This is a genomic window from Chitinophaga parva (assembly GCF_003071345.1).
GTDB classification, from domain to species: domain Bacteria; phylum Bacteroidota; class Bacteroidia; order Chitinophagales; family Chitinophagaceae; genus Chitinophaga; species Chitinophaga parva.
The window spans coordinates 549357-574206 of sequence record NZ_QCYK01000001.1 but is presented as its reverse complement, the minus strand read 5'-3'; the positions used below and the strand labels follow the sequence as shown (position 1 = coordinate 574206).

30 protein-coding genes are annotated in these 24850 nt (G+C 53.7%); 19 read left to right on the top strand and 11 right to left on the bottom strand.

Annotated features, from left to right (window positions below; all coding sequences use genetic code 11):
- Positions 1 to 25 precede the first annotated feature (25 nt).
- Complete coding sequence (locus DCC81_RS02535; protein WP_108685020.1) at positions 26 to 1513, bottom strand: S41 family peptidase; 1488 nt, start codon at positions 1511 to 1513, stop codon at positions 26 to 28.
- A 147-nt stretch (positions 1514 to 1660) separates the two neighbouring features.
- Positions 1661 to 2269, bottom strand: a complete 609-nt coding sequence (locus DCC81_RS02530; RefSeq protein WP_108685019.1) for a hypothetical protein — start codon at positions 2267 to 2269, stop codon at positions 1661 to 1663.
- Positions 2270 to 2373: 104 nt separating this feature from the next.
- Here DCC81_RS02530 and paaA point away from each other — a divergent pair, with 104 nt between their 5' ends.
- From paaA to nadD, 5 genes are read left to right on the top strand one after another with little or no spacing between them, the layout of a single operon-like run.
- Positions 2374 to 3372, top strand: a complete 999-nt coding sequence (gene paaA, locus DCC81_RS02525) for a 1,2-phenylacetyl-CoA epoxidase subunit PaaA (protein ID WP_108685018.1) — start codon at positions 2374 to 2376, stop codon at positions 3370 to 3372.
- A 20-nt stretch (positions 3373 to 3392) separates the two neighbouring features.
- Positions 3393 to 3764 carry a 1,2-phenylacetyl-CoA epoxidase subunit B gene (locus tag DCC81_RS02520; protein WP_165806409.1) on the top strand — a complete coding sequence of 124 codons (372 nt, stop codon included), beginning with the start codon at positions 3393 to 3395 and terminating at the stop codon, positions 3762 to 3764.
- Positions 3765 to 3804: 40 nt separating this feature from the next.
- Positions 3805 to 4566: a 1,2-phenylacetyl-CoA epoxidase subunit PaaC gene (paaC, locus tag DCC81_RS02515; protein ID WP_108685016.1), complete on the top strand. Its 762-nt coding sequence runs from the start codon at positions 3805 to 3807 to the stop codon at positions 4564 to 4566.
- A gap of 38 nt (positions 4567 to 4604) precedes the next feature.
- On the top strand, positions 4605 to 5096 hold the full coding sequence (gene paaD / locus DCC81_RS02510) for a 1,2-phenylacetyl-CoA epoxidase subunit PaaD (RefSeq protein ID WP_165806408.1): 492 nt from the start codon (positions 4605 to 4607) through the stop codon (positions 5094 to 5096).
- Positions 5097 to 5144: 48 nt separating this feature from the next.
- The gene (gene nadD, locus DCC81_RS02505; protein WP_108685014.1) at positions 5145 to 5714 is read left to right on the top strand and encodes a nicotinate (nicotinamide) nucleotide adenylyltransferase; all 570 of its coding nucleotides are present in this window, start codon (positions 5145 to 5147) and stop codon (positions 5712 to 5714) included.
- Between the two features lie 19 nt (positions 5715 to 5733).
- Here nadD and DCC81_RS02500 read toward each other — a convergent pair whose 3' ends face one another.
- On the bottom strand, positions 5734 to 6780 hold the full coding sequence (locus DCC81_RS02500) for an AI-2E family transporter (protein ID WP_108685013.1): 1047 nt from the start codon (positions 6778 to 6780) through the stop codon (positions 5734 to 5736).
- Between the two features lie 151 nt (positions 6781 to 6931).
- On the opposite strand from DCC81_RS02500, the gene DCC81_RS02495 reads away from it, so the two are divergent.
- Genes DCC81_RS02495 through DCC81_RS02485 form a run of 3 tightly spaced genes read left to right on the top strand, consistent with a single transcriptional unit; the run spans position 6932 to position 7973 of the window.
- Positions 6932 to 7126 carry a YtxH domain-containing protein gene (locus tag DCC81_RS02495; protein WP_108685012.1) on the top strand — a complete coding sequence of 65 codons (195 nt, stop codon included), beginning with the start codon at positions 6932 to 6934 and terminating at the stop codon, positions 7124 to 7126.
- A gap of 35 nt (positions 7127 to 7161) precedes the next feature.
- Complete coding sequence (locus DCC81_RS02490; protein WP_108685011.1) at positions 7162 to 7593, top strand: hypothetical protein; 432 nt, start codon at positions 7162 to 7164, stop codon at positions 7591 to 7593.
- Between the two features lie 35 nt (positions 7594 to 7628).
- Complete coding sequence (locus DCC81_RS02485) at positions 7629 to 7973, top strand: hypothetical protein (protein ID WP_108685010.1); 345 nt, start codon at positions 7629 to 7631, stop codon at positions 7971 to 7973.
- Between the two features lie 169 nt (positions 7974 to 8142).
- Here DCC81_RS02485 and DCC81_RS02480 read toward each other — a convergent pair whose 3' ends face one another.
- Complete coding sequence (locus tag DCC81_RS02480) at positions 8143 to 9171, bottom strand: SPASM domain-containing protein (RefSeq protein ID WP_108685009.1); 1029 nt, start codon at positions 9169 to 9171, stop codon at positions 8143 to 8145.
- 118 nt (positions 9172 to 9289) lie between these two features.
- On the opposite strand from DCC81_RS02480, the gene DCC81_RS02475 reads away from it, so the two are divergent.
- Positions 9290 to 10042: a glycoside hydrolase family 25 protein gene (locus tag DCC81_RS02475; protein WP_108685008.1), complete on the top strand. Its 753-nt coding sequence runs from the start codon at positions 9290 to 9292 to the stop codon at positions 10040 to 10042.
- Positions 10043 to 10053: 11 nt separating this feature from the next.
- Positions 10054 to 10314, top strand: coding sequence for a hypothetical protein (locus tag DCC81_RS02470; protein ID WP_108685007.1), 261 nt, complete (start codon positions 10054 to 10056; stop codon positions 10312 to 10314).
- 59 nt (positions 10315 to 10373) lie between these two features.
- On the opposite strand, the gene DCC81_RS02465 is transcribed toward DCC81_RS02470, so the two are convergent.
- Together DCC81_RS02465 and DCC81_RS02460 are read right to left on the bottom strand one after the other, a co-directional pair.
- On the bottom strand, positions 10374 to 10946 hold the full coding sequence (locus DCC81_RS02465) for a CAP domain-containing protein (protein WP_108685006.1): 573 nt from the start codon (positions 10944 to 10946) through the stop codon (positions 10374 to 10376).
- A gap of 380 nt (positions 10947 to 11326) precedes the next feature.
- Positions 11327 to 11539 (bottom strand): CsbD family protein, encoded by a 213-nt coding sequence (locus DCC81_RS02460; RefSeq protein ID WP_133177509.1) that lies wholly within the window; start codon positions 11537 to 11539, stop codon positions 11327 to 11329.
- A gap of 283 nt (positions 11540 to 11822) precedes the next feature.
- Here DCC81_RS02460 and DCC81_RS02455 point away from each other — a divergent pair, with 283 nt between their 5' ends.
- Positions 11823 to 12041: a hypothetical protein gene (locus tag DCC81_RS02455; RefSeq protein WP_108685004.1), complete on the top strand. Its 219-nt coding sequence runs from the start codon at positions 11823 to 11825 to the stop codon at positions 12039 to 12041.
- A gap of 271 nt (positions 12042 to 12312) precedes the next feature.
- Here DCC81_RS02455 and DCC81_RS02450 read toward each other — a convergent pair whose 3' ends face one another.
- Positions 12313 to 12759: a YybH family protein gene (locus DCC81_RS02450; RefSeq protein WP_108685003.1), complete on the bottom strand. Its 447-nt coding sequence runs from the start codon at positions 12757 to 12759 to the stop codon at positions 12313 to 12315.
- Between the two features lie 106 nt (positions 12760 to 12865).
- Here DCC81_RS02450 and DCC81_RS02445 point away from each other — a divergent pair, with 106 nt between their 5' ends.
- The 4 genes from DCC81_RS02445 (at position 12866) to DCC81_RS02435 (ending at position 17341) form a co-directional block, all read left to right on the top strand.
- Positions 12866 to 14056: a DegT/DnrJ/EryC1/StrS family aminotransferase gene (locus DCC81_RS02445; protein ID WP_108686440.1), complete on the top strand. Its 1191-nt coding sequence runs from the start codon at positions 12866 to 12868 to the stop codon at positions 14054 to 14056.
- 85 nt (positions 14057 to 14141) lie between these two features.
- A complete protein-coding gene (kdsB, locus tag DCC81_RS25670; RefSeq protein WP_205686247.1) occupies positions 14142 to 14867 on the top strand; it encodes a 3-deoxy-manno-octulosonate cytidylyltransferase in 726 nt (241 codons plus the stop codon).
- 48 nt (positions 14868 to 14915) lie between these two features.
- Positions 14916 to 15992 carry an iron-containing alcohol dehydrogenase family protein gene (locus DCC81_RS25665; protein WP_205686246.1) on the top strand — a complete coding sequence of 359 codons (1077 nt, stop codon included), beginning with the start codon at positions 14916 to 14918 and terminating at the stop codon, positions 15990 to 15992.
- 131 nt (positions 15993 to 16123) lie between these two features.
- On the top strand, positions 16124 to 17341 hold the full coding sequence (locus DCC81_RS02435; protein WP_108685002.1) for a DNA recombination protein RmuC: 1218 nt from the start codon (positions 16124 to 16126) through the stop codon (positions 17339 to 17341).
- A 48-nt stretch (positions 17342 to 17389) separates the two neighbouring features.
- On the opposite strand, the gene DCC81_RS02430 is transcribed toward DCC81_RS02435, so the two are convergent.
- Entirely contained in the window at positions 17390 to 18568 is a 1179-nt protein-coding gene (locus DCC81_RS02430; protein WP_108685001.1) for an MFS transporter, read from the bottom strand.
- 169 nt (positions 18569 to 18737) lie between these two features.
- Here DCC81_RS02430 and DCC81_RS02425 point away from each other — a divergent pair, with 169 nt between their 5' ends.
- The 3 genes from DCC81_RS02425 (at position 18738) to DCC81_RS02415 (ending at position 20635) form a co-directional block, all read left to right on the top strand.
- Positions 18738 to 19208 (top strand): Dps family protein, encoded by a 471-nt coding sequence (locus DCC81_RS02425; protein WP_108685000.1) that lies wholly within the window; start codon positions 18738 to 18740, stop codon positions 19206 to 19208.
- 78 nt (positions 19209 to 19286) lie between these two features.
- On the top strand, positions 19287 to 20084 hold the full coding sequence (locus DCC81_RS02420; protein ID WP_108684999.1) for an NYN domain-containing protein: 798 nt from the start codon (positions 19287 to 19289) through the stop codon (positions 20082 to 20084).
- Between the two features lie 11 nt (positions 20085 to 20095).
- Positions 20096 to 20635, top strand: a complete 540-nt coding sequence (locus DCC81_RS02415) for an O-acetyl-ADP-ribose deacetylase (RefSeq protein ID WP_108684998.1) — start codon at positions 20096 to 20098, stop codon at positions 20633 to 20635.
- A 102-nt stretch (positions 20636 to 20737) separates the two neighbouring features.
- Here DCC81_RS02415 and DCC81_RS25485 read toward each other — a convergent pair whose 3' ends face one another.
- The 3 genes from DCC81_RS25485 to DCC81_RS02405 all read right to left on the bottom strand — a co-directional run bounded on the left by DCC81_RS25485 (position 20738) and on the right by DCC81_RS02405 (position 23386).
- Positions 20738 to 20884, bottom strand: a complete 147-nt coding sequence (locus DCC81_RS25485) for a hypothetical protein (RefSeq protein WP_165806407.1) — start codon at positions 20882 to 20884, stop codon at positions 20738 to 20740.
- A 91-nt stretch (positions 20885 to 20975) separates the two neighbouring features.
- Positions 20976 to 22979, bottom strand: coding sequence for an alpha-ketoacid dehydrogenase subunit alpha/beta (locus DCC81_RS02410; protein ID WP_108684997.1), 2004 nt, complete (start codon positions 22977 to 22979; stop codon positions 20976 to 20978).
- A 56-nt stretch (positions 22980 to 23035) separates the two neighbouring features.
- Positions 23036 to 23386 carry a phage holin family protein gene (locus DCC81_RS02405; RefSeq protein ID WP_108684996.1) on the bottom strand — a complete coding sequence of 117 codons (351 nt, stop codon included), beginning with the start codon at positions 23384 to 23386 and terminating at the stop codon, positions 23036 to 23038.
- Positions 23387 to 23550: 164 nt separating this feature from the next.
- On the opposite strand from DCC81_RS02405, the gene DCC81_RS02400 reads away from it, so the two are divergent.
- On the top strand, positions 23551 to 24849 hold the full coding sequence (locus DCC81_RS02400; protein ID WP_108684995.1) for a D-alanyl-D-alanine carboxypeptidase/D-alanyl-D-alanine-endopeptidase: 1299 nt from the start codon (positions 23551 to 23553) through the stop codon (positions 24847 to 24849).
- Position 24850: the final 1 nt, after the last annotated feature.

Genomic DNA, 24850 nt, shown 5'->3' with positions numbered 1-24850 from the left:
GATTTTTTTATGTGCAATGTGCTTATCACTGGTGAGGCAACCGGGTGACCATGCCTTTGAAAGTACGTAGCGGAATGCCCTGGCCCACCGGTGATGCAGCTCGGGGATCGAAGCTGGCGGCGCGCTCACGGGCACCGAGGTCTGTATCCGTGATGCCCAGTGCATGAAATGCTTCATTCAGATACACTTCATGTACATCACCAAAATCTTCGGCGGCATCTTCGCGGGTACTGCCTTCCGTGGGTTGCAGGCCATAGTAATAATCGCCTATGCCTTTGGAATTTTTGATGGAGAAAGAGATGGCATACAGGTCGCTTTTACCAACGGTGATGCCGATGAAGCCCACCGGCTTGCCGTACGTGGGGCGGCCCACCTGCTTCCACGATGGCAGCACGGGCTTCAGGTTGTTGATAAGCAGTTCACTGGCGGATGCCGTGTTGTACGAAGCAATGAACACCACGTGCTGGGGGCTCAGGCTCCCTTTCTTGGAAAAGTTTGCCCGGTTATTTGCTACCAGGTAGTCATATTCATCGGAAAGTTTGTACTGGCCATTATCGAGGCGCATGGCTTTGGTTACCGCGTTGTAGTTGTGATTGGTGAGATTGCTGTTGAAGTATTCCGTGTACATGAGTGAAGTACCTACGGTGGAGGGAGCCAGCAGGTTGGCCATGTATTCAGACGTTTCTACCGCACCGCCACCATTGTAGCGGATATCCACGATCACGTCTGTAACACCAGCCGCGGAGAAAGCGCCGAAAAGGCTGTCCAGCCGGGTTTTTACCAGGTCCAGTGACAGGAACTGGTTAAACACGAAGTAGCCGATCTTTTTGCCACCCACGTTGTAGATCTTCGAAAAGAGCAGGGGGTTAATGCTGTAAGTGGCCGTGGTAAGATTTACAGTGGAGGAAGTGCCGTCCGGCTTCAGGAAAGTAAAGGCGGTGGAGCTGCTGTTGTAAAACGCATTTACCAGCCGGTCGTAGTTGGTGCCATGGCCGGTAGCGGCATTGTAATCATAATACAGGCTGGTATCCCCATTTACCGCGGTGAGCTTCCATCCGCGCTTTACGCCGGCCTTGCCGGCCGGAGAGCCGGGGTATACATAAATGGAGCGGATATCATCCAGCGCATAGTAGTTGATGTTGAAGCCAAAGTCGCCGGACACGCCGCCATTCAGCTCACCGGACACGGTGCCATCATCCAGGAAGCTGTAATGGTCCCGGGGCTGTGTAGGGTCCAGTGAATCGCGCTTGAATGCCCTGATGGCTTCCAGTTCTGCGTCCAGGCTGGAAAACTGCCGGGGCGCAAAGGTGTTATAATCCGGCAGCGCGTCTGTCCAGAGGTATTCGTCTTTAGTAATGTAATAAAGGGTGTCTTTGGTGCGGTCTGCCACGGAGGAAGTAGTGTCTGCCGGCGGGGTGGTGCCGCCGTGGTCCTTTTTATGGCAGGATATGGCCGTCAATGCCACCACGATGGCGGCAAACAGGCGGGGCCTTCCCGTGATAATATGGTGCATAAGCAATTTGATTTTGTGATAAAGAACGGTAGAAGAGAAAGGTAGAATGAATCCCTGGAAAAAGAATGCCAGGGATGAAATTATTTAGGGTAGCCTGCGGCCCATGTGCGCCCGGTGCGGAATGGACCGATTGTGGCCCATGTGTGCCTACACCGGGCTTTTCAGCGCAGGGATGGGCAGCCCGCCGGCGGCCATTTCCAGCCACTTTTTTACCTGGGCGGCCCATGCCTGCTGCTCCCGCCCTTCTGCACCACTGCTGGTATCTGCATCATAACGCTCCTGGATGCGGTTCATTTCCCTGAAAGATTCCAGGTACTCATATTGTATCACACTATCATAATCATCCGCGGGAAGGTGCAGGGCCAGGATCTTTTGGCGGAAGCGCATGGCCACCAGGTAGGTGAGGTCAAAGTGCAGCTGCTCATGGGCCAGGGTGCTGGCTTTGGCCATTTCCGGCAACACCCACGAGGCGCTTTTTACAAAGAAAACCTGCAGGAAAAGGTGGAGCTGCAGCGTATCATGGCGGAGGTGGCTGCTGCCATCGTAGGCAAAGCTGGTAAAGGAAATGGCGCCGCTGTGCCCGTGATAATGTGGGGAGGCGGTAAAATCCGCCAGCTGCAGGGGCCGGGCGGGATTGTAGTACACCGTGTCGCCGCCGGGGGAGGTGAGCAGGCCGGGAAAGGTAAAGGACACCTGCACCACTGTATCGTGCAGGGGCCTGGCCAGGAACAGCAGGAGTGGTAACCAGAGGGGCATGGGCCGGCATTTTTAAAGCATTACAGCAAAGCAGGTTCCACAATGGCGGGAGCACTGATTGTGCCCGGAAATTAGTAACTTACCAGTACCAAAACAATCACGTTATGTACGGGGGCGGATACATTTATGAAGAGCCAAACCAGCGCGCGGGTATGCCCGCCGCCACGCAGGAAGACCCGGAAATGCTGGCGGCCTTTGAGGCGCGCATTGCCCGGGGCGAAAAAATAGAGCCCAGGGACTGGATGCCCACGCTATACCGCAAGCAGCTGATCCGGATGATAGAGCAGCACGCACATTCCGAGATCATGGGCGCATTGCCGGAAGGCACCTGGATCACCCGGGCACCGGGCTTTAAGCGCAAACTGGCCCTGATAGCCAAGGTGCAGGATGAAATAGGCCATGGCCAGCTGCTGTACAATGCGGCCGAAACCCTCGGCAAAAGCCGGGAAGCCATGATCAATGACCTTATTTCCGGTAAGGCAAAATATTCCAACGTATTTAATTACCCCGCCGTAACCTGGGCCGACGTAACGGTGATCGGTTTCCTGATCGATGCCGCGGCCATTGTAAACCAGGTGGCCAATTCCAAGGGCTCTTACGGGCCCTATTGCCGGGCGCTGGAGCGCATCTGCTTCGAAGAAAGTTTCCACCTGAAGCAAGGCCACGACGCCTTTATAGACCTGGCCACAGGCACGCCTTTGCAGCGCCGCATGCTGCAGGAAGCGCTGAACCGCTGGTGGCAGCCCATCATCCATTTCTTTGGCCCGCCGGACAAGGACAGCCAGCACACAGAAAAGCTGATGCAATGGAAGGTGAAGATGGCCAGCAATGATGATATGCGCAACCAGTTCCTGGACCAGTATGTGCCCAAGATCTGGGAGCTGGGCCTTACCCTGCCGGATCCCGAGCTGCGCAAAGACTCCGCTTCGGGCAAATGGTTATTTGGTGACCCGGACTGGGACCTTTTCCACAAGGTGATCAATGGCCAGGGGCCCTGCAACCAGGAGCGCCTGCGCGTACGGCAATGGGCAGAATTCCAGGGCCGCTGGGTAAGGGAAGCACTGATGCAACCTACTGAACAATGGACAGCCCCCGCGGCATAAACAAAGAGGAACAGACAAGTATGAATGAACAATCGCTGGACCCGAGAATAAACCGCCTGCAACTGGGCGAAGCTGGTCCCTTGACCATTGCGGAAGGGGAGAACTGGAACACGTATGAAGTTTTTCACCAGGAGAAAAGAGGCGCCCACCATGAACACGTGGGTTGTGTACGGGCCCCCGGCCCGGAACTGGCGCTGGTGTTTGCCAAGGAGCAATTTGCCCGCCGTAAAAAGTGTGTAAATCTCTGGGTAGTGCGGAGCGCAGACATCCTGGCGTTTGACATAGCGGATGAAGATATGTTTGAGAACAACGCGGATAAAACCTACCGCGACGCCAGCGGCTTTAAGGTCATGGAGAAGATCAATAAATTCAAGAAGGGTGGTATTAAGTAACAGGCATGCATATTTCTTTCTATTCAAACCACAAAACTCAATGCAAACGCTTTCCCCCGCTTTGCGGCAACTGATCATTGCAATGGGCGATGATGCCCTGATCCTGGGCCACCGTAATTCCGAGTGGACGGGCCTGGGCCCTGTGATGGAAGAAGACATTGCTTTTTCGTCCATGGCACAGGATAAAATAGGCCATGCATGGGCTTTGTACCGGGTGTTGCACGAGCATGGAGGCCCCGATCCGGATGCATTCGCATTTCTTCGCCTGGCGGAAAAGTATACCTGCTGCCACCTGGTGGAGCAACCCATTGGCGAGTATGATTTTAGTTTGATGCGGCATTTTCTTTTTGACCATGCAGAAGCCCTGCGATATGAAGCCCTGGCAGACAGCAGCTTTGTGCCCCTGCAGCAACTGGCGCGGAAAATAAAAGGAGAATTGAAATACCATACCCTGCACGCCAATGCCTGGATCATCCAGCTGGCGCAGGCAGGTGAGGAAGGCAAAGCCCGTATGCAGGCCGCGCTGGAAGAAACCCTGCCGCTGGCATTGGGTATTTTTGAACCACTGGCCCAGGAAGCGGAATTGATCGCGTCCGGCGTGTATTGCGGAGAGGCCGCATTGCAGCAGCGCTGGTGGGAAAGCCTGCAGCCCATACTGGCTAAAGCGGGGCTGGCGCTGCCGGCCACCGGCGACCTGGAACCCGCGTATGGCGGACGTTCCGGCTGGCATACACAATATTTGGCGCCCCTGCTGGATGAAATGGGCGCCGTATTTCGCCTGGACCCGGAAGCCACCTGGTAAGGCTTATGATCCCTTTCATTTTTTAAACCGTGATGCACATGTCCACACCTTTGACCATAGACCGTGTATACCAATGCCTGGCCACCGTAATGGACCCGGAGATACCCGTGCTCAGCGTGGTGGACCTGGGTATGATCACCGGGGTGGAACTGGCAGGCAGCGCGGCGGTTACCGTAAAAATGATCCCTACCTATGCGGCATGCCCCGCGCTGCAATTCATACAACGCAACATACAGGTATCGCTGGAACGGGAGCTGCAGGTACCGGTGCTGGTACAGGTAGATGCAGCTACCCACTGGCATAGCAACCGCCTTACCGCGGCGGCCCGCCAGAAGCTGGAAGCCTTTGCCCTGGCGCCTCCGCCGGTATCGGGCAAGGTATCTGCCGAGATACTGCTACACACGCCCTGCCCTCATTGCGGCAGCAAGGATACTTATATGCGCTCTCCCTTTGGGGCCACCCTTTGCAGGGCTACACACTTCTGTAAAAACTGCGGTCAGTTGTTCGAACAGTTTAAACCGCTGGAGTGAGGCCATGTGCATACATTTTCCTACATTCACGCCTCAAACTAGCTGGGCATGAAGATAGGCTTGTACTTTGGCTCATTCAATCCGGTGCACAACGGGCATTTGATCATCGCAAACTTTATGGCTTACAATACGGACCTGGATATGGTGTGGCTGGTGGTATCGCCCCAGAACCCCCTGAAGCCGGCCGGCTCCCTGCTCAATGAACATCATCGCTTCCACCTCGTGGAACTGGCCGTGAAAGGCGCTCCCCGCCTGCGGGCCAGCAACATTGAATTTTCTTTGCCCCGCCCATCTTTCACCATCGATACACTGACCTATCTTGCTGAAAAATTTCCCACGCATGAATTTTCTGTGATCATGGGCAGTGATAGCCTGGAGAACCTTCCCCGCTGGAAGAATTATGAACAGCTGATCCGCGACTATCCCCTGTATATTTACATGCGCCCCGGCCATCCCGCGCGCGAACTCGCAGGTGCCCGCATTACCGTAGTGGAAGCGCCCCTGCTGGATATTTCTTCCACTGCCATCCGCAGGTGGATAAAGGAAGGCAAGCCGGTACGCTACCTCATACCGGATGATGTAGTGGCTTATATGGATGAGAATAATTATTACCGCTAAATGCAATGCGGGTACCCGCCTACTGCTTAACCACCTGCTCCTCCGGCCGGCCCCTGCGCTTCACTGCATATTCATTTCCATAGATCTTTAATAACAGGATAAACATAGAGATCAGCAATGGCCCGAACACAATGCCGATAAAGCCAAACAAATTGAGGCCTATGATCACCCCGAAAATAGTAATGAGCGGATGCACATCCCCAATGCGCTTAGCCAGCACAAACCGGAATATGTTGTCCACCGTGCCTACCACCAGGAAGCCGTATAGCAGCAGGCCCATGCCGTGCCAGGTTTGCCCGCTGGCCACTACCCAGATGCCAATAGGCACATATACCGCCGCGGCGCCAATGACAGGTAGCAGGGAAGCAAAGGCAGTGACCACCGCCCAGAATACCGGCTGGGGTACGCCCAGCAGCCAATAGCCCAGGCCTGCCACGGCGCCCTGCAAAATGGCAATGAGGGGGATCACCACGGCATTAGCAATTACCATGGTATGCACCTCTTTGCCCATGCGCACCACATTCTCCTCGCGGAGGGGAATGTACTCGTACAAAGCCGCTTCCATGGCCCGTCCGCAGGTGAGCATGAAGTACAGGATGAAGTACATGATCACGATGGAAGTAAGGCTGCTCAGGGTGGCGCCCAGCAGGTTTGGCAACATCACGGTGAGCTTACTTTGCAGCTGTTGCAGGCGCTCCGGCGAGAGCAGGTTGAGCCCCGAGCTTTGCTGCAGGCGGCCGTTCAGTTGCTTTACACCGTCTGCCAGGTCTGTGTAGTGATTGATGGCATAAGCGGCCTTGGAGGCTAACATATTGATCAACAGGCCGAAGGGCAACAGAATGATGAGAAAGGACAACAGCATGATCAGGGTTGCGGCCAGGGGGCCCGGCCAGCGCCACTTTTCCACGAGGCGGAACATGACATTGCGGCACAGCACATAGAAGGTAACAGCGCCCAGCAGGGCGGGGATAAAGGGTGAGAGTTCGGTAAATAAAAGTATGCCCAGTAACAGGATGAGGATGATGAAGCCTACCTGCTTCAGATGTTCGTTTTGGATCAATCCCATTGGTTAAATGCTTGTTACAGAAGCCCATCAAAATGCAGGCCCAAGGACTAAAATGTTCAGATAGCTTTAACAATCAGGATACAATTTGTGGAATGGTGTTTGCGTCTTTACAGGCATCATCACATTTTTAAACACCTAAAAAAGAAACACTATGAACAACAGCTCCAAAGCAGTAGTATCTTTCATTGTAGGCGCGGCCGTGGGCGTAGCCGTAGGTTATTTCCTGAACTCCGACAAGAAAGACGAACTGGTAGACAAACTGAAATACCAGGCCGACAAACTGAAAGACAAGTTGAAGAAGAAGAAAGCAGAATATGATAATGCCCTCGAACACGAACTGGCCTAATTCATTTACCCTGCACCTGCAATAAAACCCTTTGCATGGAAGACAACTTCAGCAATTATTTTCAGGAGACGGGAAAGACCTTACGCAGTTACATACAAACCCGCGTGGATCTCATCCGCCTCCAGGCAGCAGGAAAGCTATCCAGAACCGTGGGCGTACTTTTTTCCATGATGCTGGCTTTCCTGCTGTTTTTTTTCGTCATCGTATTCCTGGGCATGGTGCTGGGTTTTTTCATTGGAGAAAAAACCGGCAGTTTCACCATTGGATTTTCCTGTGCCGCCGCCTCCTTCCTGGTACTGATGCTGCTTATGTTCCTGCTGCGCAAACCCATACAGCGCGCGGTGTCTAACCTCATTATCCGCGAAATACTGCACGATGATGAAACGGAAGAGTTGCAGGAAAGGGCCGAGAACCGGCCACCGGAACCTGAAGAAGAACAGGACGAACCGGTAACAGAACATCATTAACAAGCAACCAACTCCCTAATGATAAAACTTTACCCATGCAGAAAGTGACCCACATGGATGCCCTGGAACAAGAGATCCAGCGCCTGAAGAGAAAATCAAGGGCACTGGAAGCGGAACTGGGCGAACGGGCCGATCACCTGAAAACGAATTTCAAAGGCATGGCACTAAATTCCGTAGTACCGGGTAATGTGCGCAAAAGCGGCGCCATGGCCATTGTAGGACGGGTGGCAAAGATTGCCTGGGAAAGCGGCAAGTTCAAGAACTTTGCGACCACGGCACTCATGAGCGCCGTGGAATACATTGGTGTGAGAGCCGGTGTAAATCTCTACCAGAAATTCACCAGCCGTAAAAAGAAAAAGAAACGAGCGGAAGACTTCTGATCTCCGTTAAAAATATAAGGCCGCCCTTTGTAAAGGACGGCCACCGGATAATAGGTTTAATAGCGAAAAGTATACGCCTGTGGATGTTTATCTGCAGGCTTTTTCATTTATTCCCCCTGGGTGTCCCCAGTCTCCTTCAACGGGGACCGGTTCCTCCGGGTGGGATGGGCTAATCTTCCCACACTTTCGTACCCTCGCTACAGTTAGCACAGATGTCGATAGACTTGCGGCCTGTCATCAGCTGGGTCCTGAATTTTACGTATGCTTCATTGTGCCACAGGGTGCGGAAATCTTCTTTTTTCAGATCGCCCAGTTTGTGCTGTGCGTCTTTATCGAAGCAGCAGGGCACTACCAGCCCGTCCCAGGTTACTACCGGGGAGTGCCAGAGGCGCCAGCAATGATTGCCCAGCCCACTTTTGATCTCGTAGGTACCATCTTCTTTCTGGCGGTAGCGGGAGTACTTGTCTATGGTAGGAATGAGGCGGTTGCCTTCTTCAAAGTCATAGACCTGCGCGGTTTTAAAGCGCACTTCATCCACGCCCACTTCCCTGGCCAGCTGTTTTATCGCTTCTATCTGGTGCTCATTGGGCTTTACCACCAGGAACTGGAAGAACACGAACGGCTTTTTGCTGTTCAGCTCTTTTTTCCATTTCACAATGTTCTTAGCGCCTTCTATTACCTTATGCAACTGCCCGCCTACGCGGTACTGGGAGTACACATCCTGGGTGGTACCGTCAATGGAAATAATGAGGCGGTCCAGCCCACTTTCCACGGTGCGCCTGGCATTGGCATCATTGAGGTAATGCGCATTGGTAGAGGTGGCGGTGTAAAGGCCGCGGGCAGCGGCGTGCTTTACCATGTCCAGGAAACCCGGGTTCAGGTAAGGCTCGCCCTGGAAGTAGAAGATGAGGTATAAAAGGTCTTTGGAAATACTGTCTATGGTGCGGCGGAAGAAATCCTGCTCCAGCATACCCGTGGGGCGGGTAAACGCCCGCAGACCGCTGGGGCACTCGGGGCAGCGCAGGTTGCAGGAAGTAGTGGGCTCAAACGAAAGGGAGATGGGGTAGCCCCACTGCACCGGCTTGCCCGTCCACTTGCTCACCCAGTAGCTGGCCAGCACTTTCCCAGCATTCCACGCCCGGCGGGGCGTGAATTTGGAAAGGAGGTTCAGACTGTCATTCAGGTTAAATTCCGGCATGGCATAAAGGATTGACTGTAAAAATAGGACAACTACCCCTTATATAAACATAAAAAGAAATTTTAACGCTATAATTGCGGAATAATAGGCCCCGGCCTTAAGCACCTGCAACGTACCCATGATCAAAAAAGCCTGGCAATCTTCCTTCATTCTCCTCCTCCTGCTGGTGGCCGCTGTGGCGGCCTGGTGCTGGTACCGCAACCGTGGCGGGATCAACTTTGTGCACTATTCCGAATTTGGCATAGACCTGCCGGTGAACTATGAAATGCATGGCATTGATGTGAGTAAATTCCAGCAGGACATCAACTGGAATGCCGTGGGACAGATGCAGGTGAAGAAGGTGCGGATCAGCTTTGCTTTTATAAAAGCTACGGAAGGTATTACCCGGCAGGACGCCTCCTTTAAGCGCAACTGGACCAAGTGTAAAGACGCCGGTGTGATCCGGGGCGCCTATCACTTCTTTTACTCCACCCGCGACCCGCTGAAACAGGCCATCAACTTCAAGAACGTGGTAGACCTGGAGCCGGGCGACCTGCCCCCCGTGCTGGACATTGAAGTGAGCAATAACCAGCCCCCCGCCGTGATCCGCAGTACCGCCCGCATATGGCTGGAAGAAATGGAGAAGGCATATAAGGTAAAGCCCATCATCTACACCAATATGAAATTTTACCGCAACTACCTTGGTGAAGAATTTGATGATTACCCGCTCTGGGTGGCCCACTACTATGTGGAAAAAGACCCCAGAACAGACCGGGTGTGGACCTTCTGGCAGCACAATGACCGGGGCCGGGTAGACGGCATCCGCACCACGGTGGACTTCAATGTATTTAATGGCGACAGCGCCGCACTTTCCAAACTCCTGATCCCGTAAAACCATCAGCTATGCCCGATACGGAAGAACAGCGCAAAGAGGGAATAGACATGCACCTGGTGCGCTTCTTTGTGAAGATCATGCGCACCGTGTTCCTGGGTTTTTTCTGGATGATGCTCAACGTTTTCTTTGGCCTGTATCTGGGTTGGGGCCTGCCGGAAATGGCGCCCACAGCCTATTTGATAGGGTTCTATCTTTTCTTCGTAGCATCACTGGCGGGTTACCTGGTATATGTATACCGGGTATGGAAAGACCGTTTTAAAAAACAATAAGCCAAAAAAAATGCGCCGGATAGCCGGCGCATGTACGATGGAAAAATTGAAAGTTTGCGTTATTTAAGGGAGCCCTTGCCAGTTGCGCCCAGATCCATGGTCCAGTAATCACCATCGCGGGCAACGCCAATGTCTGTATAATTAGCGCTCATCATGTTCTGGCAGTGATGGGGGCTGCCCAGCCATCCTACTACTACTGCCTGCTCGTCCATATGACCCATGGCCAGGTTCTCACCGGAAAATACCCAGTTGTAACCCACTGCAGTAATGCGGCTTTGTGGCGTAGAGCCGTTGGGGCTGTTATGGTCAAAGTAATTTTTGATCTGCATGTCCAGGGAGTGATCCCAGGCAGCGCGTTCCAGCAGGCCGTTCCAGGTGAGGGGGCCTACGGGAGGCATTTGCACGCCGCCACAGTTGCAGCCATGGGCGCGCAGGCCATTCACCAGCTGGAGGAGGAACGTGCGGTTAATATGATTGTCCGCCACGGTATCTGTGATAGCCGCCACGGGGGTAGTGTCTGCGATGATGGTGGTTTGTTTGGGCACCACAACAGCTTCTTTGGTGCAGCTGCTAAAGCTGATCACTGCGATGACGAAGCAAAAAAATAAACCGAGGCTGGATTTGCCGATCATTATAATCCCGTTTTACAAGGTAAGTGTATTGCGGGCTTTAAACAGGACAAGGCTAAAAAGGAAAATTGGGTCGGTTTGTTCCAGAGGAAGGGTTAAAAGGAGGACTCAAAGATAAGTGCGCTATTTGGAATGTAGCGCACCGCTTTTGCAAACGTTTAGTTAATGACGGCGGGCCAGGATGGGCCACAGGGGCGGATTTGCGGTTACAAGCTCGGGATCAGCACCTTACGCATGCTAACGGGCGTGCCTGTATGAAATAAGGCGGCCCGGGGTTGTGCCCGGGCCGGATTTTAAATTTGAAGGCAGTGTAAAGGGTACTGCCTGTGAAAGAGAGGATGATAGCGCTGTAACAATATATCAGGGTTTAATTGATATAAGGATCACAGCAGTTTACGGGGGGCCAGGTAGGCCACATGAAAACTGCGGATGATGCGGTCGATGTCATCCGCTGTTTGGCCGATCTTGGTTTGTAGCCTTGCCAGCAGTTCGGTTTCATGTCCTTTCACATACACCAGATCATCGTCGGATAATTGTGTAAAACGTTTTTTAAGCAAGGGTTTCAGTTCCGGCCATCTCGTTAAATGGGAACTCATAGCGCATGTATATTTTAAACAGGTTTAAGAGAAATTAATCCCGTAACGGGAGAATATTTCATAGTCAAAACCTATGCCTTGTCATAGCAACCGATTTATGCATAAGAAGATGCGGATGTCATGTAGAAATCGTTTCCCAGCAGGATGAACGCACCACGCTTTTGGGGAAAATCTGCAACGTTGGCCACAGCCTGTAACCATTGCCCCTGCTGCCTTTTGTTGGAATAAACTTTGTTTTGGTTGTACCTGCAGTATAGTTTGTTCTGCAGCAAAAACGGAGATCATGAGCGACAGTAAAGACAAGCGCACTGCGCCGCAAAACCGGAACGATAACGCTGAAAGAGGCACTGGTGCGTATGAGCAGCGGCCGCAACCCCAATCCAAAGTGCTGGAAACAGACAAGGCAACCCATACTACCAACCCGCTGAGAGGGCCTCTTTCAGAAAAACCGGAAAAGGAAAACAAGGCAGTACGGGATAACAAAGACATCGGGAAAAAATAAATGGCATAGGAAATGCATTCTTTCCCACGTGGAACGGTTGTGAAAGCAACCGCCGGGAAAAGTGCAATGCCCGGAAGCAATTGTACGATCTACAAAACGAAAGCATTTGAGCATGTGCAGATCCGGCAAGCAGCGCATCGTTTTGTACAACTAAATCCTTACGAACTTCTTTTTAATGTTGTGGTGTATAGCAGCCGTCCTATTCCTGGGACGGTTCTTTTTTTATATGGATTCCACAAAGTGTGGAATGTTCACAACTATAACATCCCCACTAATGATCGCTGGAAGAGGAATGATCTGCCACAATTTTCCAGTTGTCATCTATCTTTTTGATCAATAAGGTGAAGTAACCCTGGAGGTCGCCCACGGAGCGCTTCAGGTGCCAGCGCCCTACCACAAACCAGCTGTCGGGGCTGGGTTGCTGCCACTCCAGTAGCTTGAAATCCAGTTGCCCCATACTGGCCCGGTCCGGGTAACCCTTGCGGTAGGCATCGAGCGTGGCCTGCCAGCCGTGGCGCAGGCCGTTCTTGCCCACGAAAAGCAGGGAGTCAGAGTGCCAGTAGGTTTGCATAAAAGCCTTGAGATCGCCTTTGTTCCAGGCAGTGGACTGGGCGTCCATTACGGCCTGTATTTCCGCCGGCGCGGATTGTTGGGCCAGGACATGCTTTCCCAGTAGCAGGTTTAAGCTTAACAGGATGCTGAGCAGTGAAAAACGCATGGCAAATTTTTAGTAAAAGATAAACAGTTTTTGGGATGCGCCCAATAATTGAATAATGTACCTTTGCGCAACACAAAAATAATTCACCCTTCACAAAACTGTGTATATGCCTGGATATGAACTTTTTGGCCACGCTGAAAGAAAAGAAGTAAACGAGGTACTGGAAACGGGGATCCTCATGCGCTATGGATTTGACGGACCGCGCAAAGGCATCTGGAAGGCAAAGGAACTGGAGCACGAGATCAGCAAGCGCCTGAACGTACCATATACACAGCTTACCTCCAGCGGCACCTCCGCCCTCACCACGGCCATGGCAGCCCTGGGCCTGGGCGCCGGCGATGAGATCATCATGCCCACCTTTACTTTTGTGGCCAGCTTTGAGTCCGTATTTTCAGTAGGCGCCATCCCCGTGCTGGTCGATGTGGATGATACCCTCACCCTGGACCCCAAAGCCGTGGAAGCTGCCATCACCCCCCGCACCAAATGCGTAATGCCCGTGCATATGTGCGGCGCCATGGCAGACCTGGATGCGCTGAAGGCCATCTGCGAAAAACACAACCTCATCCTGCTGGAAGATGCTTGCCAGAGCTTTGGCGCCACCTACAAGGGCAAGGCCCTGGGCTCTATCGGCCACGCCGGTACCTTCTCCTTTGACTTTGTAAAGACCATTACCTGCGCCGAAGGCGGTGCGGTGATCACCAACGATAAAGAGGTATACGTGAAGTGCGATGGCTACACGGACCACGGGCACGACCACCTGGGCGTGGACCGCGGTGCAGACCTGCATCCCTTCATTGGTTATAACTACCGTATTTCGGAACTGCACGCCGCCGTGGGCCTGGCCCAGGTGCGCCGCCTGGATGATTTCCTGGCGACCCAGCGGGCAAACAAAAAAGTGCTGAAAGACGCTGTAGCTGCCATTCCTGGCGTTACCTTCCGCCGCCTGCCCGATGAAGCCGGCGACAGCGCCACTTTCCTTTCCTTCTTCCTGCCTACGGAAGAAGCCGCGCGAAAAGCCACCGCCGCCATCAAGGCTGCCGGCCTTCCTGCCTTCTTCTGGTTTGACAACAACTGGCACTACTTCCGCCAGTGGCAGCATTTTAAACAAAGTGCCGTGCTCACGCCCTTTGCAGCGCAACTGCAGCAGGCCATGGAGGTGTACAAGACCAGGACCTTCCCCGCATCCGATGCGATCATGGGCCGTTGTATTTCCACCCCAATCAACCTTACGTGGAGCAAGGAAGAAACAGCCGCAAGAGCAAAGAAGCTGGCGGAAGCCATTCAATCAGCGTTGTAATATCTTTGAGGCAGCGATGTGGTGAAAGCCGCATCGCTGCTATGTTTTCAGCATATTATATTGGCCGCAGGCCTAAAGATCCAATATGAAGAAAGTTGCACTCATTCCCGCCCGCTACGGCGCTACGCGCTTTCCCGGTAAGCTGATGGCCAACCTGGGCGGTAAGTCCGTGATCGTGCGCACCTATGAAGCAGTGGTGAACACCGGCTTGTTTGATGCAGTAGCCGTGGTGTGCGACAGTGACATCATTTATAACGAAGTGGTGAACAACGGCGGCAAAGCCATCATGAGCAAGCAGGAACATGCATGCGGTACCGACCGTATTGCCGAAGCTGCGGAGCAGATGGACGCAGACGTTTTTGTGAACGTACAGGGCGATGAACCCTTTACGCAAAAGGCCCCGCTGGAAAAACTGCTCCACCTTTTTGACGGCCCCGATGGTGGTAACATCCAGGTGGCCAGCCTGATGCAGGTGCTTACAGACCCAAAAAGCATTGAAGATCCCAACTATGTGAAAGTGGCCGTGGATAAGCGTTTCAACGCGCTGTTCTTCTCCCGCTCCGTCATCCCTTACCCGCGTGATAAGGAGGTAAAGATCACTTACTATGAGCACATTGGCATCTACGCCTTCCGTAAACAAACCTTGCTGGACTTTCCCAAAATGCCCATGACACCCCTGGAGGCCGCAGAAAAAGTGGAGTGCCTCCGCTTCCTGGAAAACGGCATTGCCATGAAGATGGCGGTAACGGAATACATGGGCGTGGAAATAGACACCCCGGAAGACCTGGAAAAAGCCGCGAAACTACTGTAAGGCTTACGGCTGCTGCATTTGATAACGATTAACGAAAAGACTAGCGATATGAAATTCAGGAATTTTAAAATGGTGGACTACGTGATCTTTGGCCGAGGCTCCATTAACCAACTGGGTGAGATCATTGCGCCCCACCGCAAAGGCGACGCTCCGATGATCTTTTTTGTAGACTATCATTTTGAAGGCGATGCTGCTTTTGCCGCCCGCCTGCCGCTGGAAGGCAAAGACAAGATCATGTACATAGATGTGACCGACGAGCCCAAAACCAAGGTGGTGGACGCCCTGCGCGACCAGCTGGTGAAGGAATTTGGCACCGTGTCCGGCATCATCGGCATTGGAGGCGGTTCTGTGATGGACATGGCTAAAGCCGTATCCCTCATGATGAACAATCCCGGCTCTTCTGCAGACTACCAGGGCTGGGACCTGGTGAAGTTCCCCGGCGTATACAAAGTGGGCATCCCCACTATCAGCGGTACCGGCGCGGAAGTGAGCCGCACCTGTGTGCTCACCGGCCCTACCCGCAAGCTGGGCATGAATTCAGACTTTACCCCGTTTGACCAGATCGTGCTGGACCCGGAATTAGTGAAAGGCGTGGATAAGAACCAGATGTTCTACACCGCCATGGACTGCTACATCCACTGCATAGAATCACTGCAGGGCACTTACCTCAATGCATTCAGCAAATCTTACGGAGAGAAAGCACTGGAGCTGTGCCAGGAGATCTTCCTGCAGAAAGATAACTGGGACGATGATTCCGATGATAAACTGATGATGGCCTCTTACGCCGGCGGTATGAGCATTGCCTACTCACAGGTAGGCGTGGCCCATGCGGTGAGCTATGGCCTGGCTTACCTGCTGGGCACCAAGCATGGCATTGGCAACTGCATCGTGTTTGACAAGCTGGAAGAATTTTACCCCGAAGGCGTAAAAGAATTTAAGGAAATGGTGAGGAAGCACAACATCACTATTCCCCAGGGGATCACCAAAGGCTTGTCTGATGCGGATTTCAACACCATGATCGATGTGTCCCTGGGTATGGCCCCCCTGTGGGAAAATGCACTGGGCAAAGACTGGAAAGAACAAATGACCCGCGAACGCCTGCGCAAGCTGTACGAACAGCTGTAAGCATTGCATATATTTTTAGTAAAGCCCTGCGTTACAATAGCGCAGGGCTTTTTTATGGGTATTTGCTGCCACACCGCAGATCCACTGCGCATCCGGGCCTTATTATTACTTTCGTTATCAAATACGTTGTCATGTTACTCACCATTCTATTGGCCGCGGGCCTGGTATTGTTACTGGTTATTGTACTGTTGCAGCAGCAAAAGTCTGGTGCCGTGAAACGCCAGCTGGACGCGGTGCTCCGGGAAAAGCATGAACTGCAGCTGGTGCACCACCGCCTGCTGGAGCGGCATGAGCTGCTGCAGCAACAAACAGTGGAAGGGCGCCAGCAAATGCAGCAACAATTTGAGCTCACCGCACAGCAGCTGTTGCAGCGGGTTTCCGGCCACCTGCTGGAACAGAACCAGGTAAAACTGGATGACGTTTTAAAACCCTTGTCTGACCGGATAGAAAGTTTCCGCAGCGCCCTGCAACATTCCCACACGGCGGAAACCGCGCAGCGCGCGGCCTTGCAGGCGGAGCTCCACCAGCTGCTGCAATTGAACCAGACCCTGAGCAAGGAAGCCAATAACCTCACCAATGCACTGAAAGCAGACAGCAAGAAACAAGGCAACTGGGGCGAGGTGATCCTGGAACGGGTGCTGGAAGCCAGCGGACTGCAAAAGCAGCTGCATTATTTCACGCAGGATAGCCGCCGCGATGAAAGCGGCCGCCAATACCGGCCAGACGTAGTGCTGCACCTGCCGGAGCAGCGCCAGCTGGTCATTGACTCCAAGGTGTCGCTCCGGGCATACGAAGCATTTTGCAGTGCAGAAAATGAAGCAGACAAACAGGCCGCCTTGCGTGCGCACCTGCAATCCGTGAAGAACCACATTGATGAACTGAGCCAGAAAAATTACAGCGCATTGTACGACAACAGTACAGACTTTGTAATGCTTTTTGTGCCCATAGAGCCGGCCTACGCGCTGGCGGTTATGCAGGAAGAAGACCTGTATGATTATGCCTTCCGCAAACGCATTATCCTGGTAAGTGTACCCGCGCTGCTGGCTACTTTGCGGATCATCAACAGTATGTGGAAACTGGAACAGCAAAACCGCAACGCGGCAGAAATTGTGCGGCAGGGTACGGCTTTGTTTGAGAAGTTTGCCGGCTTTGCCGAAGACCTGCGCGGGGTAGGGGCCCAGCTGCACAAAACCCAGGAGGCATATGATAATGCCATCAGCAAACTAACCACCGGTAAAGGCAATCTCATGGCCCGCGCACAGGCCATGCACAAACTGGGGCTCAATAGCCGCAAGGACCTGCCCAGGGACCTGCTGGACAAGAGCGAATTGTTATCGCCGGAAGACTAGGCCAGGAGCGCGCCTGCCGGATAACAGCCACCAGTTATCACCGGAAAACTAAGCCTGGAGTGCCTTCCGGCGGGGATGCACGGTGAAAAGGTAGAGCGGCGCTGCCAGTGTAACGGCGGCCGTGATGAAGAACGTAACCGGGAAGCGGCCGTACCGGTTATTATACAGTAGGGCGGAAAAATAAGCACCCAGCCCAATGGCCGCTTCCTGCGCAATATACATGCTGGCCAGTGCCCGGCCCCGGTGCTCCGGCTGGCCCAGGTCAATGGTCCACGCAGTGACCGCCGGGGAGCCCAGTCCTACAGAAATGCCATACACCACGGCCGCAGCAAAGAGCATGGCCCGGTCGTGTGTAAGGGCTATCATGGCCATGGAAGCGGCCATGATCAAAGCCGCTATTTTCAGGATGGGAATGCGCCCGTACCGGTCAGACACCTTGCCCGCCAGCAGGCGGATGGCGATGGAGGCCCCGGTGAAGAAAGAAAAGAACAAACCTTTGTTATCAATGCCGAGGAAATCGCTCATGTCCGGGATGAGGGTAAACACCGCACCATAGCTCAGGTAAATAAGAAAGGTAACGATCACCGCGGGCCACACCAGCGGCTCAAACAGCTCGTGCCGGGAAATGCGTAACAGGGAAAGGCGGAAGCGCTGCCGGTTTGCCAGCGTTTCTTTCATGCCAAACAGGATCACTACAGACATCAAGGCAAACATGGCAGACAGGCGGAACATGAAGAGGATGCCCCATTGCTTGCTCACCCAGCCACCTATGGACGGGCCTATGCTCATACCAATGGTGTGGAACAACCCGATAACACCCATGGCCTCGCCCCGCCGCGTGGAGGGCACCAGGTCAGATACGTAAGCCGCCGTGCCGGTAGGCTTAAAGCCGGTGGAAAAACCATGGAAAAAACGGAGGAGCAGGAAAGCGAATACGGAGCCCACCACAGGATACAGTAAGCTGCACACCACGCAGGTAAATGCGCCAAACATCATCACCGGCACCCGCCCGATGGTGTCCGACAGCTTGCCGCTGAATGGCCTGGAAAGGCCGGCCATCAAGGTGAAGAGCGCGAGGATGTACCCTTTGTAATCCGCCCCGCCCAGGTGAGACAGATACCCTGGCAGTTCGGGCAGCAGCATATTAAAACTGGCAGAAAATAACAGGTTGCTCAGGCATAGTAACAGGAACTGTAAGGTATAAATCCGCTCTTCCGTTGTATTCATTTTGCAAAATTAACATTTGCCCAAACATTAGGTACGCTTTGTGTGGAAGGGTGAACAACACCGGCAAAACATTGTTATCTGTCATCAGCGGGGATGACGAAAAACAACGGTGGGCAACCAAACAATCCGTAATTTTAAATCACTGCAACTCACTCAAATATTTAAACATATGCAAGTACAGATCGGCATTACCGACAACCACCGCCAGTCCGTGGCCACAGCCCTGAACCAGGTGCTCGCCAACGAGGTGGTATTGTATCAGAAAACCCGCAACTACCACTGGAACATTGAAGGATCCAGCTTCCTGGAGCTGCACCGCTTTTATGAAGAGCAGTACGGCGAACTGGAAGAAGCCATCGATGATGTGGCAGAACGCATCCGCTCCATTGGCCATTATGCGCAGGGCCGCCTGGCAGACTTCCTGAAGTCTACCAGCCTGCTGGAACAGGACTACAGTACGGACCGTATTGTGCAGATGACCAACCTGCTGAACGACCATGAGACCATCATCCGCGAGCTGCGTACGCTGGTGGATGAATTCACCGGGAAGTATAAGGATTCCGGCTCTGCCGACTTCGTGACCGGCCTCATGGAAAAACATGAAAAAATGGCCTGGATGCTCCGTTCCTACCTGAAATAGGGCATCTGACCGATAAAGCTTAGATTTGTAAGGGCTGGCAGCAATTTGCCAGCCCTTATTTATTTTAAATATTCCCATATGGACCAGGAAAAAGACCTGCGCCTTGCCATGTTGATCGATGCAGACAACATTTCCTACACCCACATCAAGGGCATGATGGAAGAACTGGCCAAATACGGCAACCCTACCTTCAAAAGAATTTACGGAGACTGGACCAAGCCCACCCTCACCGGCTGGAAAACCGTGCTGCTGGACAATGCCATCACCCCCGTACAACAATACAATTATACCTCTGGCAAGAATGCGACGGATGCAGCCATGATCATTGACGCCATGGACATCCTGTACACCGGCCGGGTAGACGGCTTCTGCCTGGTATCCAGCGACAGTGATTTTACCCGCCTGGCCACCCGCCTGCGCGAGGCCGGCATGCGCGTGTTTGGTATGGGGGAGAAGAAGACCCCCAGCGCCTTCCGTGCCGCCTGTGATAAGTTCATTTACCTGGAGATCCTGCAAACGGACCAGAAGAAGGAGCGCAAGAAAACAGCCGCCAGTGGTAAAGCCACAGTAGATAAAACGGAGAAGATCAAGCCGCCTATCAGCAAAAAGGATGAAGAACTGATAAACCTGCTGACAGACAGCATTAACGATATAGCGGATGAAGATGGCTGGGCCTATCTTGGGGAGCTGGGAAACCTCATCCTCAAGAAGCAACCGGACTTTGACGCCCGTAACTATGGCTACACCAAACTGCTGCAGCTGATCAAAAGCTTTGACCAGTTTGAAGTAGAGCTCCGTGAGACCGGGAGCGGTAAAAAAGCTGGCAACAATTTGGTGTTCGTTAGAGTGATACCCGGTGTATTTTTCTTAAGCTAAAAACACTTGTTATGAAACGTGTGCGCGTGATCCAGGAAGACATCACAAAAGTGCATGTGGATGCGATTGTGAACGCCGCAAACAGTTCCCTGCTGGGCGGCGGCGGGGTGGATGGGGCCATACACCGCGCGGGCGGCCCGGCCATCCTGGAAGATTGTTACGCCATCCGCCGCCGCCAGGGCGGATGCCCCATCGGCGAAGCAGTACTGACCGGGGCAGGTAACCTGCCGGCAAAGTATGTGATCCACACCGTAGGCCCTGTGTGGAACGGGGGCAGTAAGCAGGAGGACCAATTGCTGGCCAACTGTTACCGCCGCTCCCTGCAGCTGGCCGTGCGGCACCACGTGGAGACCATTGCATTTCCCAATATCAGCACGGGCATTTATCATTTCCCTAAAGCCAGGGCGGCACGGATCGCGGTGAAGACCATTGCTTCGTTCCTGGAGCAGGACCACCAGTTGAAAGAAGTACTGCTGGTATGTTTTGATGAAGACAGTAAGCGGATCTGTGAAAAGTTCGTGGAGAACCCCGCCGCCAGTGAAGAGCACTAAAAAGCCCGCCAGGTGCGGGCTTCAGGAAGGTATAAAAAAAGCAAAGACAGGCTGCATGGTTTCATGCGGCCTGTCTTTTATATAAAATGACTTATGAACAAACTAGCGCTTAACGTACTTAACGGTAGCGAACAACACACCTAAAGCCAATAGGATCACGAAAAAGATAGCCAGGTAGTGACCGATCACATCACCGGTTTTGTAGAACTGGGTAGTAGTTACTTCTGAAACTAAGAGCGACGACAACATATACGATGGTTTAAATTCTGTGTGCAAGGTATGACATTCGATGGACAATTACAACGCAAGGGCTGAATTATACCTTATACATATCCATAATTTAATACGCCAGTAATTTGCCAAGAGTGGCCTCCAGCCTGGATTTGGCCAGGAATTGCTGTTCCAGCGGGCCGGCAAATGGAACGGGCGTGTCCAGGCTGGCGCAGCGCATTACCGGTGCATCCAGGGCGGAAAAACAATGCTCCGCTATCCAGGCGGCAATCTCACCCCCCAGGCCACCGGTCAGCGTGTCTTCATGCAGCACCAGCACCCGGCCGGTACGCTGCACCGTGTCACGGATGGCATCGTAGTCCAGGGGCAGCAGGGTACGCAGGTCCAGGATATCCAGTGAGGCTTCCGGGTGTTGCGTGGCATATTCCACCGCCCAGTGCACGCCACTGCCGTAGGTGATAATGCTGGCCCCTGTGCCTTCCATTACCAGGTGGGCCTTGCCGATGGGGGTTACATAATATGGTTCCGGCACCGGCCCATTTATACTGCGGTACAGGGCCTTGTGCTCAAAGTACAGCACCGGGTTGGGGTCTTCAAAAGCCGCCAGCAGCAGGCCTTTGGCGTCTGCCGGGTTAGAGGGGTACACCACTTTGAGGCCGGGCGTGTGGGTAAACCAGGCTTCATTGCTCTGGGAGTGGAACGGGCCGGCCCCTACGCCAGCGCCCGTGGGCAGGCGCACCACCACATCTGCCGCCTGGCCCCAGCGGTAATGCAGCTTGGCCAGGTTGTTCACGATCTGGTTAAACCCGCAGGTCACAAAATCAGCAAACTGCATTTCCACCATGCTTTTAAAACCGCGGACGCCCAGGCCGGCGGCGGCTCCCAGCACGGCGCTTTCACAAAGCGGTGTGTTGCGTACGCGGGCTTTGCCAAACTGCTCGGTGAAGCCGTCTGTGATCTTGAACGCGCCCCCGTACGCACCAATATCCTGGCCCATGAGCACCAGCTGCGGATGTTTGTTCATGGCCTGTTGCAGCCCCTCGGTAATGGCATCTATGAAGCGCTTTTCCCGGGGCGCCGGCATGGCTGCCAGGGCAGTTTCCGCGGCGGGCAGGGTAGTGGCGGTAGCGGGAAGGGGGGCGTAAACATCCCGCAGTTCGTGTTCAATGCTGCTGTGCGCAGGCGGTGCGGTAGCCGTGAGGGCCAGTTCTGCCTCAATAAGATCATGCAGCTCCTGGTAGATGGCGGTTTTGCGGTCATCGCCCAGCAGTTTATGATCTGCCAGGAATGCTTCATACTGGTGGATGGGGTCCAGCAGGGCCCATTCTTCCAGCCGGGCTGCAGGCACATATTTAGTGCCGCTGGCTTCTTCATGGCCCCGCATGCGGAAGGTCATGGCTTCGATGAGCACCGGTTTTTGCTCGCGGATGGCGTATTCCCGCGCTTTCTGGATGGTCTGGTACACTTCCAGCAGGTTATTGCCGTTAATGCGCATGCCTTCCATGCCATAGCCCCAGGCCTTGTCTGCCAGTTGGGAGCAGCGGTACTGCTCCTCTACCGGGGTGCTGAGAGCATAGCCGTTATTTTCAATGAGAAAGATCACCGGCAGGTCCCATACGGCCGCCAGGTTCAGGGCTTCGTGAAACTCGCCTTCGGAGGTGCCGCCTTCACCGGTAAAGGCCAGTACGGCTTTTTGCTCGTTTTGCAGGCGATGGGCCAGGCCTATACCGTCTGCGATGGAAAGCTGGGGCCCCAGGTGGGAGATCATGCCCCAGATATGATGGGCATTACTGCCAAAGTGGAAGCTGCGCTCCCGGCCCCGGCTATAGCCTTCCGGGTGCCCCTGCCACTGCTGGAAAAGCTTGTGCAGGGGCATGTTGCGCGTGGTGAATACGCCCAGGTTGCGGTGCAGCGGCAGGATCCATTCTTCCGCCTCCATGGCCAGGGTAGCGCCTGTAGCGATGGCTTCCTGGCCAATGCCGGAAAACCATTTGGAAATGCGCCCTTGCCGGAGCAGCAGGAGCATTTTTTCTTCTACCAGCCGTGGGTACAACAAAGCTTTGTAAAACTGAAGGAGTTGTGCGTCGGTCAGGTTGGATCTGTCGAAGTACATACCGTTTGATGTTGCGTGATACAGGTGGCTATTACACGGGAATGTGCAGTGGTGGGTCAAACATCTTCCGGGCGCTTGCCCAGTGATACCAGGAAGCTGTTGATCACGGTCATCACAAGGCTGAAAAGCAGGGCCCACCAGAAACCATCCACCCGGAAACCATTTACCAGCTTGGCCGCCACCAGGATGATCACCGCATTGATGACCAGCAGGAACAGGCCCAGGGTAAATACCGTGATAGGAAATGTGAGAAATACCAGTACCGGTTTTACCAGCAGGTTCAGTACACCCAGCACCACCGCCAGTATGAGAGCGGTCAGGAAAGAATCCAGCCTTACCCCGGGCAGGATGTAAGCGGTGGCAAAGGCCGCCAGGGCACTGATGATTAAGCGGAAGATGATATTCATACGCCGGGTTTAGAGTTTCAAATGTAGGGATTCTGGCTTAGATGGGTGGGTGTGGTTTAGGTAAAATCCCGTGGTTTACCCGTTAATTCTTTTTATTTTGAGCCAGGGCCATCCCACCCGTTTCCCGGGGAGCATGTGCCGTAAAAACGCGTTACCATTTTTCCATGAAGCAACTCTTTTTCCCGCTGGCAGCCTTACTGGTGGCCGCTTTGCCCGCACATGCACAGCTGGCGGAACGGGCGGCCGCCCTCCGCAATAACAAAGCCCTGGCAGGTGCGCACACCGGCATTTGTATTTACGACCCGGTGGCCGGCAAGTACCTGTACCAGTACCAGGATAACAAGTATTTCCTGCCGGCATCCAATACCAAGATATTTACCACCTACACGGCGCTCACCCTCCTGGGCGATTCCGTGCCCGCCTTCCGCTACCAGCTTACGGCAGACACGCTGTACGTGCAGGGTACGGCAGATATCAGTTTCCTCAACCCTTTATTTCCACAACAGCAGGCCTTTGCCTGGCTGCGTGCTGCGGGCAAGCCCATTGCCCTGGTGCCGGCTATCAATGAGGATCAGCCCATGGGTCCCGGCTGGTCGTGGGAGGATTATGAGACCTACTACCAGCCGGAGCGCAATGAATGGCCCATGTACGGCAACATGGTCACCTTCTATCACCGCTGGAAGGCGGATAGCATTGCTCCCGCTTTCTTTAACCAGGCGCCCATTCTCACCGGGGTGGATAACACCCTGAAAGAAGCTACCCCAGGGCGCTTGCTGCACAGTAACCAGTTTTATGTGCACTACCCGGAGCGGAATAACAACGCCACGGAAGTGCAGGTGCCTTTCATTACCGGCTCCGTGCAGGACCTGGCCGTGCGGCTGGCAGACACCCTGCACGTGGGCGTAACGGTAACGGCTACACATGACATGTCAGCAGCCGCCGTTTTTTACAGCCGGCCGGTGGATGAGGTACTGCGCACCATGATGTATGAAAGTGATGATGGCATGGCAGAGCACATGCTCATGGCCGCCAGCAGCCACCTGCTGGATACCATCAGTACCGCCAAAGTGATAGATTACATGCTCCGGCACCAGTTAAACAACCTGCCCCAGGACCCGCACTGGGTAGACGGTTCAGGGCTTTCCCGTTATAATCTTTTTACTCCCCGCGATATCGTTACTGTGTTGCAAAAGCTCTATGCCGGTTTTGGAGCGCAGCGGATCTACAAGATATTTCCTACGGCCGGCAAAGGCACCCTCTCTAATTATTATGCAGGTATGGAAAACGCCATCTATGCAAAGACCGGCTCTTTTGGCAACTGCTTTAACCTGAGCGGCTACCTGGTTACAAAGAAAGGACGCCGGTTGGTATTTAGCGTGATGGTGAATAACCATAATGATAAGAACAGCAATATCCGCGCGGCGGTGCAAACTTTCCTGAAAAGCATTTACGAAAAAGAATAGG